This is a genomic window from Streptomyces alanosinicus (assembly GCF_014650595.1).
In the GTDB taxonomy this organism is placed as follows: domain Bacteria; phylum Actinomycetota; class Actinomycetes; order Streptomycetales; family Streptomycetaceae; genus Streptomyces; species Streptomyces alanosinicus.
The window spans coordinates 322,687-335,145 of sequence record NZ_BMVG01000002.1; the positions used below are offsets into that span (position 1 = coordinate 322,687).

9 protein-coding genes are annotated in these 12,459 nt (G+C 71.1%); 4 read left to right on the plus strand and 5 right to left on the minus strand.

The window, feature by feature from the left end:
* Positions 1-70: 70 nt before the first annotated feature.
* Positions 71-1,096 (minus strand): alpha/beta fold hydrolase, encoded by a 1,026-nt coding sequence (locus tag IE277_RS07785; protein WP_189949820.1) that lies wholly within the window; start codon positions 1,094-1,096, stop codon positions 71-73.
* A gap of 113 nt (positions 1,097-1,209) precedes the next feature.
* On the opposite strand from IE277_RS07785, the gene IE277_RS07790 reads away from it, so the two are divergent.
* Entirely contained in the window at positions 1,210-1,953 is a 744-nt protein-coding gene (locus tag IE277_RS07790; protein WP_189949821.1) for a TetR/AcrR family transcriptional regulator, read from the plus strand.
* Between the two features lie 95 nt (positions 1,954-2,048).
* Complete coding sequence (locus IE277_RS07795; protein WP_189949823.1) at positions 2,049-3,161, plus strand: ADP-ribosylglycohydrolase family protein; 1,113 nt, start codon at positions 2,049-2,051, stop codon at positions 3,159-3,161.
* 20 nt (positions 3,162-3,181) lie between these two features.
* Here the strand turns inward: IE277_RS07795 and IE277_RS07800 are convergent, their stop codons facing one another.
* Together IE277_RS07800 and IE277_RS07805 are read right to left on the minus strand one after the other, a co-directional pair.
* Positions 3,182-4,750: a sodium:solute symporter family protein gene (locus tag IE277_RS07800; RefSeq protein WP_189949825.1), complete on the minus strand. Its 1,569-nt coding sequence runs from the start codon at positions 4,748-4,750 to the stop codon at positions 3,182-3,184.
* Positions 4,751-4,877: 127 nt separating this feature from the next.
* The gene (locus IE277_RS07805; protein WP_189949827.1) at positions 4,878-5,684 is read right to left on the minus strand and encodes an SDR family oxidoreductase; all 807 of its coding nucleotides are present in this window, start codon (positions 5,682-5,684) and stop codon (positions 4,878-4,880) included.
* 93 nt (positions 5,685-5,777) lie between these two features.
* Here IE277_RS07805 and IE277_RS07810 point away from each other — a divergent pair, with 93 nt between their 5' ends.
* Positions 5,778-6,617 (plus strand): hypothetical protein, encoded by an 840-nt coding sequence (locus IE277_RS07810; RefSeq protein WP_189949828.1) that lies wholly within the window; start codon positions 5,778-5,780, stop codon positions 6,615-6,617.
* Between the two features lie 44 nt (positions 6,618-6,661).
* Here IE277_RS07810 and IE277_RS07815 read toward each other — a convergent pair whose 3' ends face one another.
* Together IE277_RS07815 and IE277_RS07820 are read right to left on the minus strand one after the other, a co-directional pair.
* The gene (locus IE277_RS07815; RefSeq protein WP_189949829.1) at positions 6,662-8,566 is read right to left on the minus strand and encodes a DUF8823 domain-containing protein; all 1,905 of its coding nucleotides are present in this window, start codon (positions 8,564-8,566) and stop codon (positions 6,662-6,664) included.
* 201 nt (positions 8,567-8,767) lie between these two features.
* The gene (locus IE277_RS07820) at positions 8,768-11,329 is read right to left on the minus strand and encodes a D-alanyl-D-alanine carboxypeptidase (protein ID WP_189949830.1); all 2,562 of its coding nucleotides are present in this window, start codon (positions 11,327-11,329) and stop codon (positions 8,768-8,770) included.
* 181 nt (positions 11,330-11,510) lie between these two features.
* Here IE277_RS07820 and IE277_RS07825 point away from each other — a divergent pair, with 181 nt between their 5' ends.
* Positions 11,511-12,266 carry a GOLPH3/VPS74 family protein gene (locus IE277_RS07825; RefSeq protein WP_189949831.1) on the plus strand — a complete coding sequence of 252 codons (756 nt, stop codon included), beginning with the start codon at positions 11,511-11,513 and terminating at the stop codon, positions 12,264-12,266.
* Positions 12,267-12,459 lie beyond the last annotated feature (193 nt).

The window sequence follows — 12,459 nt, forward strand, 5'->3', positions numbered from 1 at the left end:
CGGTGGCCATGGGGCGGGTGCGCGAACGGGAGTGGAACGTCCGCCGTCGGGCGCGGGTCATGATCTCCCCTCAGCGTCCGGCGGCCGCGCCCGTCACCACCGGCCGGACCTTCGTCAGCATCAGGTCCAGGAACCGGTCGGGGTGGCGGAACGCCGCGAAGTGGGAGGCCTCCCGGATGAGGGCGAAGCCCTTCACCGGGGCGGTGACGTCGTCGTGGAAGCGGCGGGCCGGCTCCGGCGGGGTGAGGACGTCGCTCTCGCCCTGGAAGACGAAGAAGGGCAGGCGGAAGGCGGTGCCCTCGGCGTACTCGTCGACCGTCATGGCCTGCGGGCCGAGCTGCTCGGAGAAGGTCATGCCCTTCAGGTAGGCGCGCAGGCCGCGCAGGTTGTGGGACGGGGAGAACCACAGGGAGCGCATCACGACCGTCTTCATCGTGTCGTAGGTCAGCGGGTCGGTCGTGACCACGGTCCTGGCGTACTCGGACCACTGCCCGGCGCTCCAGGCGGAACGGTCGGGGCCCATCGCCGCGATCTTCGCCCGCTCCTTCTTCTTGCCGGCCTGCGCCAGCCGGGCCAGCAGCGCCTCGTAGGCGGAGGTGTCCCGGCCGCCGCCGATGATGTTCTGGTCGGTGCCGACGTACGCCGAGTACAGCTCGGGGTGGTTGCGGGCCAGGCGCAGGCCGGTGACGGTGCCGAAGCTGTTGGCGACCAGGAGGAGCTTGTCCACCCCGAGGCGGGTGCGGATGTGGTGGGTCACCTCCAGGGCGTCGGCGTACACGCGGTCGAGGGTCATCTCGCCCTGGCCCTCGGGGCCGCCCGCCGCGAAGGTCTTCCCGGCGCCGCGCATGTCCCAGCGGACGATCGTGAAGTGCCGCTCCCAGGCGCGGGTGCGCGGCACGAAGACGTGGTTGGAGGCGCCGGGGCCGCCGTGGAGCTCCAGGACCACGGGGTTCGCCCGGTCCTCGCCGCGCACCGAGATCCACTGGTCGATGCCGCCGATACGGACGTACGAGGACTCGCCGATGCCGTTCGGGGTGGTGATCGCGAGCTTCTTCGCGAGGGCGCGGCGCTTGAGGGCGCGGTAGGTCAGCAGCATGGCGTTCCCCCTAAACTGTTTATTCCGTCAGCTGTTCTGGTGGGTTTACGGTATATACAGTTGTCCGGCGGAGTCAACGGGCTTCGCGGAACCGACGTAGAAGGGGGGCCGCCATGGCGGGGCGGACCAGCAAGGAGCAGGACGTACCGCGCGACCCGGGAGCGGGTCTCGCGCTGCTGTGGGGCGAGCAGGAGCGGCCCACCCGAGGGCCCAAGCCGAAGCTGTCCCCGCAGCGCATCGCCGCGAGCGCCGCCGAACTCGCCGACACGGAGGGCCTGGAGGCCGTCTCCATGAGCAAGGTGGCGGGCGGCTTCGGGGTGTCGGCGATGGCCCTGTACCGGTATGTCCCCGGCAAGGCCGAACTGGTCGAGCTGATGGTGGAAGCGGTGCTGGCAAAGGGCCCGGACCTCACCGCGGTGCCGGAAGGGGACTGGCGGGCGGCCGCGGGGGAGTGGACCCGGCAGTGCGCGCGTGTCTACGCCGCCCACCCCTGGCTGCTGCACGCCACCGCGATGCGCCGCCGGCTCATGGGGCCCTGCCAGCTGGCCTGGCTGGACGCGGCGCTCGCCGCGCTGGAGCCGACCGGTCTCGACGGAGCCCGGCGCCACCAGGTCTTCCTGCTCCTGATCGGGCTCGTCCGCAACCTCGCCCAGCAGCGCGACGACTACGACGAGGAGCAGGAGCGGGAGTGGGACCGGCTCGCCGCTGACGTGCTCGCGCGGCACGCCGACCGCTTCCCGGCCCTCACCAAGGCCGTCGCCGAGGGTGCCTTCGCACCGAACGGGATCGATTCGCTCACATTCGGGCTCGACCGGATTCTCGACGGGGTCGAAGCGCTCACGGCTGGGCGGGAATGACCCATGGAGGACGATTTGCCCCCGTGAACGGACCGTTCGCCGTCGATTACAGTGCTGAGCGTCGTACGGACGGACGGTGCCGTGAGGAGGTCTGGATGGGTGCGACATCCGGCGCCGTCTGGGGTCGAGCCGAACAGCAGGACTTCCGCAGCAGGGTGCGCGGCACCCTGCTCGGCATCGCCGTGGGCGACGCGCTCGGCGGCCCCGCCGACGCGCTGTCCCTGGAGGAGATCCGGGCCGCCTACGGCCCCGAAGGGCTGCTCGACCTGGCCTTCGGCCACGGCCGGCGCGGCACGGTCACCCACCACACCCAGCTCACGCTGTTCACGGTGGACGGCCTGATACGCGCCCAGGTGCGCCGCGACACCGGCGCCTGGCATCCGCCGACCGATCTGCACCGGGCGTATCGGCGCTGGGCCGCCACCCAGCGGGACTGGGGGCCCGACGAGCGCCGCAAGGACGACGGCTGGCTCGCCCGCGAGGAGTGGCTCTACGCCCGCCGTGAGCCGACCCGGGCCCTGCTCGTCGGGTTCGGCGACGAGACCATGGGCACCGTGGAGTCCCCGAAGAACCCCGGTGAGCTGGGCCCGGAGGCCGTGGCCCGCTCCGCGCCGTTCGGGCTGCTGGTCGGCTGGGAGCCGCAGCTCGTCGTGCAGCTGGCGGTGGAGTGCGCGGCGCAGAGCCACGGCCATCCCCTCGCCTATCTGGCGGCCGGCGCGTACGCCGTGATCGTGCATGCGCTGGCCCGGGGCGAGAGCCTGGACGGTGCCGTGCAGCGGGCCCTCGCCCTGCTCGCCGCCCGCCCCGGCCACCAGCCCGTCTCGGACGCCCTGCAGCACGCCCTCGGGGCGGTGCGGCAGGGGATACCCAGCCCGACACGGGTGGAGGAGCTGGCCGGGGACGGTACGGCGGACGGGCTGCTGGCGGCCTCCGTGTACTGCGCGCTGGTGGGGGAGGACGTACGGCATGGACTGTGTCTGGCGGTCAACCAGGGCGGGCCCTCGGCCGCGGCGGGCGCGCTGACCGGCGGGCTCCTCGGTGCCCTGCACGGCGAGACGGCCCTCCCGCCGGGCTGGCTGGCCGAGCTGGAGGGCCGCCCGACGCTGCTGGAACTCGCCGACGACTTCGCGATGGAAATGACCCAGGGCCCGGCCCTGCACGGCCCCGCGGGCTCCGCCCCGGGCTGGCTGACACGCTATCCGCGCTAGGCGCACTCCCGGCGCGTGCCCTAGTCCACTGCCGGTGTCCCGATCACGTCGTCGCCTGCGTTGGCGGGTACCGGCACCGCGGCCGCCGCGTCCCCGTCGGTGTTGACCTTCTCGATGACCGCCAGTCGCTCCGGTGTCGCCTCCGGCTTCACACAGCCGATGACGATGTACAGGACCAGGGAGACCGCCAGCGGGATCGAGACCTGGTACTGGAGGGGGACTCCGCCGGAGATGTTCTCGTCGACGGGGTAGTTGACCAGCCAGAACGCCAGCAGGCCGGCCGCCCAGCTGGTCAGCGCCGCCGTAGGGCCGGAGCGGCGCAGCGGGCGGAGCAGACCCAGCATCATCGGGATCGCGATCGGACCCATGAGCCCGGCCACCCACTTGATGACGACGGTGATGATGTCCTTGAACGTGGGCGAGTTGACCTGGGTGGCCACGGCCATCGACAGACCCAGGAAGACCACCGTCGTCACCCGTGCCGCGATCAGGCCCGAGCGCTGGTTCCAGTCCCGCGCGCGAGCGGACAGCACCGGCGCCACGTCCCGGGTGAACACCGCCGCGATCGCGTTCGCGTCGGAGGAGCACATGGCCATCGTGTGCGAGAAGAAACCGACGACGACCAGGCCCAGCAGACCGTGCGGCAGCAGCTGTTCGGTCATCAGGCCGTAGGAGTCGGAGCCGTCCGGCTTCTGGGCGTGCACCAGGAGCGGGGACATCCACATGGGGAAGAACAGGACGGCCGGCCAGACCAGCCACAGGGCCGCCGACAGCCGGGCCGAGCGCTCCGCCGCGTGCGCGCTGCCCGTCGCCATGTACCGCTGCGCCTGGTTGAGCATGCCGCCGTTGTACTCGAAGAGCTTGATGAACAGGAAGGCGAGGAGGAAGACCGTGCCGTAGGGCCCGACCAGCGGCTTGCCATGGCCGTGCAGCGCCTGCTGGTTCCAGGCGTCGAAGAAGCCGATGTGCTTGTCGTTCAGCTTCAGTACGACGGCCACGAACATCGAGACGCCGGCGAGCAACTGGATGACGAACTGGCCGAGTTCGGTCAGCGCGTCCGCCCACAGGCCGCCGATCGTGCAGTACACGGCGGTGATCGCGCCGGTGATGAGGATGCCCTGGTTCAGCGTGACCCCGGTGAACACCGACAACAGCGTGGCGATCGCCGCCCACTTGGCGGCCACGTCCACGATCTTCAGCATCATGCCGGACCAGGCGAGCGCCTGCTGGGTCGGGAGGTTGTAACGGTTCTTCAGATACTCCAGCGGGGAGGCCACATGGAGCCGGGAACGCAGTCGGTTGATCCGGGGCGCGAACAGCTTCGACCCGATGGCGATGCCGAGCGCGATGGGGAAGGACCAGGTGACGAAGGAGGTGACGCCATAGGTGTAGGCGATGCCCGCGTACCCGGTGAACATGACCGCGCTGTAGCCCGACATGTGGTGCGAGATGCCGGACAGCCACCAGGGCATCTTGCCGCCGGCCGTGAAGAAGTCCGAGACGTCGTCCACGCGCTTGTGCGACCAGACGCCGATCGCCACCATCACACCGAAGTAGCCGATGAGTACGGCCCAGTCGAGACTGTTCATGTGCTCGATCGTGAGTGCGGTCACATGAACGCGACAAGCAAGCGTAAGGTCAAGTCAAAGCAAAGGTGTTCGACTTGATGGCCATAGTTCACTCACCTGAACATCCGGAGAGGTGCCCGAGCGGGCGTCACCGCATCAGCTCCCCCGCGTTGACCAGCAGCGACTGCCCCGTGATGGCCCGCGCCCGGTCCGAGGCCAGGAACACCGCCGCATCCGCCACATCCCCGTCCGTCGCCAGGTCCGGCAGTGCCATCCGCTGGGTCAGCCGCCCGAGCACCTCCTCCTCCGGCACCCCTTCCGTATGCGCGGTGAACTGGACGTACGCCTGCACCGGAGGTCCCCACATCCAGCCCGGCAGCACGGTGTTGACCCGGATCCGGTACGGCCCGAGCTCCTGCGCCATCGAGTACATCGCGCTGGTCAGCGCGCCCTTCGAGGCGGCGTACGCGGCCTGCCGCACCTGGGAGGGCGCGGCCACGGCCGACTGTGTCCCGACGAGGACCACCGAACCGCCCCCGCCCGCCTTCAGCGACGGCAGGCACGCCCGCGTCATCCGCAGGGTGCCCAGCAGGTTCACGTCGATGACCGACTGCCAGGTCGCGAAGTCCGCGTCCTGGAGCCCGCCGAAGTAGGAGTCCCAGGCCGCGACATGGACCACCGCGTCGATACCGCCGAACCGGTCGAGCGCCAGCGCGGCCAGCTCCTCGCACCGGCCCTCGTCGGTGATGTCCGTCGCCCGGTACGCCGTCCGTGTGCCCTCGGGGTCGATCTCGGCCGCGCTCTTGGCGAGGTTCGCCTCGGTGCGCGCCCCGAGCACCGCGTTCCCGCCGTCCCGTACGACGGCCGCGGCCACCTGATGGCCGAGTCCGGCGCCGACCCCCGAGACGACGACGGTCTTTCCGGTGAGCGGTGACTTTCCGGTGAGCGGTGACATGAAGGCGGCCTCCCGGAGTCTGGCGAATTATCTGACGGAGCGTCAGAGTATGCGCGTCCGCCGGAGGGCGGAAGGGGACGGAAGGGGAACCGTATGAGCGAGGACACCCGCAGTGAGACGTACGCCGAACTGGCCGCCGTAGGACCGTACGGCGTCCGCCCCGGCCACGCCCTGATCACCATGGTCGAGCCGCACCCCGGCCACGAGTACGCCTACAACCGCTGGTACGAGGACGACCACTACTACGCCGGCGCGATGGCCATGCCCTGGATGTACGCCGGCCGCCGCTGGGTGGCGACCCGTGAGCTGCAGCTCCTGCGCTATCCCGAGAAGTCGGCCGTCGCCCAGCCGGTCACCGCCGGCTGCTACCTCTCCACCTACTGGATCACCGACGGCCGCTACGACGACCACATGAAGTGGACCGTCGCCATCAACAAGCGCCTGGGCCGCGACGCCCGCGTCCACCACGAACGCACCCACGTCTTCACGTCCTTCCAGGACCACGAGACGACGGTGTACCGGGACGGCGCGGCGGGCCCCCGGGACTTCCACGCCCTCGACCACCCCTACGCCGGGCTCGTCCTGGAGGTGATCGACAGCGAGTCGGCCGCACAGCGGACGGAACTGCTCGCGTGGCTGCGCGACCGGCGGCTGCGCCGCCGCCTGGCCGGCTCCCCGGCCGCCCTGGTGACCGTCTTCCGGCCCACCCCGCTGCCCGGCGACCGCATGACCTACGTCAAACAGGTCGAGGGCGTGGACACCCGGCTCACCCTGCTGTGGTTCCTGGAGAGCGACCCGCGGGCGTGCTGGGCGGAGCACTTCGCGGCGCCGGCCGCGGATGTCTCGGACGCCGGGCTGGGCAGGGTGGAGCTGGTGGCGCCGTTCATCCCGACGATCCCGGGCACCGACACCTATGTGGACCGGCTCCGCTGAGGCTCAGGCCCCGCTGGTCCTGCTGGTCCTGTCGGCCCCGGGCCTCAGCGCGTCTTGAACGCGTCCGGGCAGGGCGTGCCCCGGGGGAACTGGTACGGCGCCGCCAGCCGGTAGGTGCCCGCCTTCGGCGCCACCAGCATCGTCCACTTGTCGCCCTTGGCGTCCTGCGGCGTCTCCATCAGACAGCCGTTGGTGTTGACGTACGTCTTCGCCGACGTCTGCTGCGGAGCCTTCAGGCTCTTGCCGTGCTCGTCGACGATGCTCAGCCACGGCGAGTACGGGATCCTGATCAGGATCCGCCCGGCCTTGCGCACCTGGAGCGTCATCTCGCCCTGCCCCGCGCGGTCCACCACCGCGTCGGGCTCGGCGAGCGGCGTCGGATCGGTGACCTGGAACAGCTGCCAGTTGCTGTCGCCCCAGACCTGCTTCAGATACGGCATCCCGCGCCGCAGCAGTTCCCGCTCGCGCTGGCCGCCGTCGCCGTCCGGGTTGTCCTTCGGCAGGACGACGAAGTGCACCGCCCAGCGCTGGAGCCACTCGTGGTAGTTCGCCGAGTTGAGGGTGTCGTCGTAGAAGAGCGGGTTGCGCTCCATGTCGGCCTGCCGGTTCCAGCCGCGGGCCAGATTGACGTACGGCGCGAGCGCGGACGCCTCGCGGTGCGAGCGCGCCGGGACGACCTCGACCCGGCCCTTCTCGGCGCCCGCCTTCTGCAGCTGGTGGACGAGCGGGGCCAGTTCCCGGGCCCAGGACGCGGCCGGGGTCGTATGGATGATGTCGTCCACCGTCTTGAAGCCGACCCAGCCGGTGAAGCCGGCCAGCGCCAGCACGGCCACGTACCACTTGCGGGACTTGCGCACCGTGAACGGCAGCGCGGCCAGCAGCGTCGCCCCCGCGAACACCATCGGCAGCCGGGAGATGTTCGACCCGATCTGCGAGTTGATCAGCCACACCAGGACCACGCCGACGCTGTACACGGCGGCCGTCAGCCGGACCGTCACCCACTCCCTGGGGACCAGGAACAGGCACAGCAGGCCGTACAGCAGGGGCAGGATCACCGAGCCGATCGTCATCGGCTGGGTACCGGAGAACGGGAAGAGGAAGTACGAGGCGGCGACCACCACCGTCGGGGCGAGCCCCAGCGCCCAGGCGCCCGGCCGCCGCTTCTGCAGGAACAGCGCGACCGCGACCAGGCCGACGAACAGCCCCGAGACGGGCGAGGCCATGGTGGACAGACCGGCCAGCGGGCCCGCCACCGCCGCCTTCGCCCAGCGTTTGTGCCGCCAGCGGTAGGGCCAGCAGAAGACGGCCGCGACGGCGCCGAGCGCGAACATCGTGCCGAGCCCGAAGGTCACCCGGCCCGAGATCGCGTTGCACAGCAGCGCGACGACCCCGGCGAGCGACGCCCACAGCGGGTTCCTCACCGCCCGGCTGCGGATCAGGACCAGCGTCAGCAGGCCCGCCGACACCGTGCCGGCGATCATCATCGTCGTACGGACGCCGAGGACGGCCATCAGATACGGCGACACCACGCTGTACGACACCGGGTGCATGCCGCCGTACCAGGCGAGGTTGTACGCCGAGTCCGGGTGCCGGCCGACGAACTCCGCCCAGGCGTCCTGCGCCGCGAGATCGCCGCCGCTGTTCGCGAACGTGAAGAACCAGATGATGTGCAGGACCCCGGCGAGGGCCGTTATGGACAGCACGGGGTGCCGCAGCAGCCGCCGGCGGAGGGGCTCGGCGGCGGCGAGGAGCCGCGCGAGCCGGCTCGGAGGCGCGTCGGGACGGTCGTCGTGGCGGTCGTCAGGGCCGTCGTCAGAGCGGTCGTCGGGGTCAGCGCCGCCGGTGTTACCGGTGCGAGCCTGCGGACCGGATTCGGGCAGGCGTATTCGAGGGCCGGCTCCCGGGCCCGGATCGGTGTCGTCCGCGCGTGTCGGCTCCACTGTTGCCACCTGAAGGCACTCCCCGTATCCCGTCTTCTGTTCTCGGCCGCTTTCCACGGTGTTCCCGGCCTCTTCCCGTCCAGTTCGCGATCATGCCCCGTGACCGGCGACCTGCCCCGATTCGTGACGCTAGCATGCACCCCGTCGCGCGGCTCCCGGGTGGGGCCTTCGGCGACGGGGTGCGCGGGGTGTGCGGCGGGGCCGCGGCGATCAGCCCAGACGGGTCAGTTTCGCGCCGAATCCGGGCTGGGCCAGGTCCTTCTGCAGGGCCACCGGGATCTTCACGGCACCGGCCGAGCCGTCGCCCACGGTGAGGGATCCCACCTGGGTGCCGGCCTTCGCGGTGTGCGGCACCTCGCCCCCGGCGAAGGACAGCTTCACCTTCAGCCCCGCCCAGCCGGCCGCGACGACGTCCTTGGTGACCACGATCGGGGTGTGGCCGCCGAGCTGGTCGTCCACATAGCCGACCACATCGCCCTTCTTCAGGATCTTCGCCGAGGTCAGCGCGGACTGGGCGGCGAGCAGCGCGGTCTTGCTGACCTTGTTGACCGTCGCGAGGATCTTCGGCTTGTGCTGGCCGAGGACCGCGCCGACGATCGTCACCGTCTGGCCGCCGATCTGCTTGCGGGAGGCGAAGAGGAGATTGCCGCCGGCCGCGGTGGTGCTGCCGGTCTTGATGCCGATCGCGCCCATGCTGAACGGCAGCTCGTTGTAGTTGTTCCAGTAGTGGCCGGAGGGGTCGGTCCAGCTGGCCGCGCTGGTGATGGCGACCAGGGCCGGGACCTTGACGAAGGCGCGGCCGAGCTTCACCTGGTCCGCGGCCGTGGAGACGGTGGTCTCCTTCAGGCCCGAGGGGTCGGTGTACGTCGTGTGGGCCATCCCCAGTTCCTTGGCGGTGGCGTTCATCTTCTTCACGAACGCCGCCTCGGACCCCGCGTCCCAGCGCGCGAGCAGCCGCGCGATGTTGTTGGCGGAAGGGATCATGACCGCCGACAGGGCCTGCTTCAGGGTGAGGGAGTCGCCGGCCTTGATGGTGTTCAGCGTGGACTCGCCGTCCTTGTCGTAGCCGCCCTCCGTCTCCGCCTTCGAGTCGATCTTGATCTTCGGGCCTTCCTGCCCCGGCTTGAGCGGGTGGTCCCTGAGGACGATGTACGAGGTCATGGTCTTGGCGACCGAGCCGATGGCCACGGGCGTCTGCTTGCCGAACTCGCCGATCGTGCCGATGCCGTCGGCGTCGATCCTGCCCTGGCCCTCGCCGGGCCAGGGCAGGCTCGTGCTGCCGCCGTCGAAGGCGTAGGTGTCCTTGCCCGACAGCACGAGGGTGGGGGACGGCAGCGGGCGCACCGCCTGTACGACCGCGAAGATGATCACCAGGAGCAGGACCAGGGGGGTCCAGATCTTGACCCGGCGCACGGCCGTGCGGACCGCGGTCTCCGGGGGCGGGGGCGTGTTCGTCAGCTCCGCCAGCAGATCCAGCGGGGGCTTCGGGGGCAGGGGCTGCTGGGTGGTGCGCTCGGGGCCGACCTGGGGGACGGGGGTGGTGACGTCCGGCTTGTCGGTCGGCTTGGCGCTCGGCCTGGCAGCCGGCTTGGTGGCCGGCGCCATGTCGTTCTTGAGCGCGACGAACTTGCTGGTGCGCTCGGAGTCGGACTCCGGAGCCCTGGGGGTGGCCGAGGCTCCGCCGAGCTTGAGCATGGTCGTCGGCTGGTCGACCTGCTTGGGCTTGAGCGTCTTGAAGATGGCGGTGGGCTGATCGACGGGGGCCGGCGGTGTCTTGGCGCGGGGGGCGTCCGCCTCGGCTTCGCCGTCGGCGTCCGCGTCGTCCCCACCCGCACCACCCGTGCGGCTCTCGTCATCGGCTGCGGGTGGCCCCTGTGGGGCGTCCCCACCATCGGCGTCCGCGGGCCCGTCCTCGACCCGCGGCCTGCCCCCGGCCTGCGGCTTGTTCCCGGTCCTCGGCTCACGCTCAGCCTGCGGCTCGCCCTTGGCTTCCGGCTCGTCCTTGGCCCCCGGCTCGTGCTCGGCCTTCGGCGCACCCTCGGTCTTGGACCCGTTGTCGGCCTTCGGCTCGTCCTTGGCTTCCGGCTGGTCCTTGGCCTGCGGCTTGTTCCCGGTCCTCGGCGCGTGCTCGGCCTGCGGCTCGTCCTTGGCCCCCGGCTCGTGCTCGGCCTTCGGCGCACCCTCGGTCTTGGACCCGTCCTCGGCCTTCGGCTCGTCCTTGGTTTCCGGTGCCTCGGGTTCGGCTTCGGCGGCCTTGGTCTTCGCCTCGGCGGCAGCCGCAGCCGCAGCCGCAGCGGCAGACTCGGATTCGGGCTTCGCGGCCGCGTTGGTCTCGGGGGCCGCGGGCGGCTTCTCCTCGGCCTCGGCCTGTTCCTCTTCCTCTACCTCCGCGTCGGCGTTCGTCGCCGCCGGCGCGGTCTCCCCCTCCGCGCCGGTGTTTGCAGACGTGTCGGAGTTGTTTGCGGGGCCGGTGGTGTCGGCGCTGCGTACCCAGGCCGACACCGCCTCGCGGAGCGCCGCGTCCTCCGCCGGGGTCTCCCCGGCCTCCGGCTCCGGCATGTCGGTCTTCGCGGTGGTCCGCGCATCACGTATCGACAGGATCTTCGTCGAGGTGTCCACGCCCCCCGGCGAGGAATCCTTTTCGCGGGCGACCGTGACCCGCGGATCGCGCGCCTCGGGAACCGGACCCGCGCTCCCCGACGTCGGTTCTGCCGACGACTCGCGCTGCTTCGACTTGTCGGGGGACTCGCCCGCCACCGATGCCTCCTCCATGCGCCGCACGCTCCCGCGCGCGCCCTGTCCGAACCATGTACCAGTGTCCTGTGTGAGGGCTTGGCCCCTGCCGAAGACGAGAACGACATACCTACCGGTTCCCTCACGAACCGGTCACGCACCCTCGACAGACCAATGTGAGAGGGGTCACCCTGTCATTCATCCACGCGGGGAGGCATGGATGGGCAGGAGCCGCAGAACAATTCCGGAGGAGCTTCTGCTGCTCGCACTGGACCCGGCCACGGGTACCACTGCGCAGCCGCAGTCGCTCGACCTCGGTCTGGCCGGTGCACAGCTAGTGGAGCTGGCGCTGGCCGGACGGATAGCCCCAGACGGGGATCGTATCGCCGTGGTGGTGCCACGGCCGACAGGAGATCCGACTCTGGACTGTGCGTTGGAGCTGCTGCGCAGGCGCGGCGCTCCGGTGCGCGCCGTCCACTGGATCGGCGGGCCCCGGCTGGGGCTCAGGCAGGTCTACCTCTCGCATCTGGAGCGGTGCGGCATGGTCGCCGCCGTGCCGGGACAGATGTGCGGGGTGCTGCCGACGACGCGCTATCAGGCGACGGACACCGCCATCAGCCGGGAGATCCGTTCCCGGCTGGATTCCGCGATCCGCACCGGCGTACCGCCGGACCCGCGGACCGCGGCGCTCGCCGCCCTGGCGCACGCCGTCGGACTCGGCAAGCACCTGTATCCGGGGAACGAGGGCCGGTCCTCGCGCTCCCGGCTGCGGGATCTGATCCGGCACGACCCCATGGGCGGTCTTGTCGCGCACGCCGTGATGGACGTGCAGAACGGTGCGGTCGCGCAGCCGCGCCGCGGTCCGGCCGCCACCGGCCGGCAGGGCCCGGCCGGCGCCCGGCCCGCGGCGGAACCCGCACGCGGGGTTCCGATGCAGCCGCACCGCGGATCCATGGCACGCGCCTCGGCCCACTGAGCCGTAACCCAGGTCCCCACGGCCAGGTTCGGGAGCCGCTGGTCGGAGCGGGGCGGTGAGACTCCTGTGGTCTCGCCGCCCCGCTCGACTGCGTTCATGGCACCCCATCGGGTGGCGCTCCCTGGCGAACTGACGCGTACGCGCCGCATATCCACCATTTCCCAGCGGTAGAAAGCACCTTGGTGGCAGTCTG